Here is a 1669-nt window from a genome sequence, read left to right as displayed (position 1 = left end):
CAGGGCGTCCGCCCCGGCCATCGGCTGCCGGAGCGGGGCGGACGACGTGTCAGCCGGCGCCGGCCGCGCGCGGAGGGCTCACGGTGGTGCGGGCCGGGCGGCGCTGGGACGACGCGCGGACGATCAGCTCCGTCGGCATCACCTGCTCGACCGGCTGGTCCGAGGCGATGCCCTCGATGGCGTCGATCAGCAGCTGGACCACCGCCGTGCCGATGCGACGAGGCTTGAGGGAGAGCGTGGTGATCGGCGGCTCGGTGGTGGCGTAGACCGAGGACTCGCTGCAGCACACCAGCAGCAGGTCCTCCGGCACCCGCAGCCCGTACCGCCGGGCGGCCGCCAGCAGGTCCGTGCCGTTGGGGTCGAACAGCCCGTACACCGCGTCCGGACGGTCCGGACGGGCCAGTAGCCGGTCGGCGGCGACCGCGCCCGCGCAGGGGTCGTGAGCAGGGTAGGACTCGTAGACCGGGTCCTGGCCGACGCTCTCGCACCAGCGGAGATAAGCGGTGGTCGACAGCCGGGTGTACGTGTCCGTACTGGTGCCGGTGAGCAGACCGATGCGGCGCGCGCCGGCCGCCGCGAGGTGGTCGAGGATGCCCAGCACGGCGGCTTCGTGGTCGTTGTCCACCCAGGCCGTCACCGGAAGGGTGCCGTCCGGGCGGCCGTCGGAGACCACCGGTAAACCCTGGCGGGCCAGTTCGGTGACGACCGGGTCGTGGTCCGAGGGGTCGATGACCACCGTCCCGTCGAGCGCGACGTTGGACCACACGTCGTGCCGTGAGGTCGCGGGCAGGATGACCAGGGCGTAGCCGCGGTCCAGCGCCGCCGAGGAGGCGGCCCGCGCCATCTCGGCGAAGTACGCGAACTCCGTGAAGGTGAAAGGTTCATCCCCGTACGTGGTGACGGTCAGGCCGATGAGGCCGGACTTCCCCGTACGGAGGGTTCGGGCCGCGGCCGACGGGCGGTAACCGAGACGGTCGGCCACCTCGCGGACGTGGCGGCGGGTGGCATCGGGCAGTCGGCCCTTGCCGTTGAGGGCGTCGGAGACGGTCGTGATGGAGACTCCGGCCGCGGCGGCGACGTCGCGGATCCCTGCCCGGCCTGGTCGGCTGCCCCGGCGGCTGATCTCCGCCCGGTTCACCTGGTGCTTCCCTGCTGCTGTCATGGCGAGCCGATAGTAGGGCCCGGAAGGCAGGCTGGGCCGGATGCATATGCGCCCGTTGACAGGGACGATTCCCCATGGTCATGTGGGCGCAATCACCTTGGAAAGCAAGGTGATTGAGTCTTGGAGTCGAAGGACCAGGCGTCTCGACGGGTGCATGCAATGTGCACCGGAGAGGGCCCGCCCGGGGTGCAACTCACCTTCACGGGTGATGCGCGCCAGGGCGCGAGCCACCGGCGCGCGTGATTTTCGCGGTTGCGCCCCTGGGGCCCACGGATGTTCCGGATGTTCCGGTACCTCGGACCGCTCCCGCCGGAGGGCGCCCGCCGGGCCGGTCCCGCCGTCGCGGTACCGCCGGGCCGGTACCGCAGCGGCGGGCGGCTCTTACTGATCATTTCAGAATGAGGTTCGGAGTCGTCTCAAGCAGATGATGCTGCAGGCGAGTTGGAGCAGTCCGAGGTGAAGGTCGGCTCGTATCTCGTAGCGGATCCGGAGGCGCTTGAACTGGTG

Annotated in this window: 1 protein-coding gene and 1 pseudogene; both read right to left on the bottom strand. The window is 70.9% G+C overall.

What is annotated here, in order from left to right; all coding sequences use genetic code 11:
- Positions 1-49 precede the first annotated feature (49 nt).
- The gene (locus tag ACOV8S_RS25485; RefSeq protein WP_448320576.1) at positions 50-1162 is read right to left on the bottom strand and encodes a LacI family DNA-binding transcriptional regulator; all 1113 of its coding nucleotides are present in this window, start codon (positions 1160-1162) and stop codon (positions 50-52) included.
- Positions 1163-1555: 393 nt separating this feature from the next.
- Positions 1556-1669 (bottom strand): annotated as a pseudogene (locus ACOV8S_RS25480) (IS5/IS1182 family transposase); the annotation flags it as partial.

The organism is Streptomyces sp. CO7 (assembly GCF_053474865.1).
This window is presented reverse-complemented; position numbering and strand designations above follow the sequence as displayed.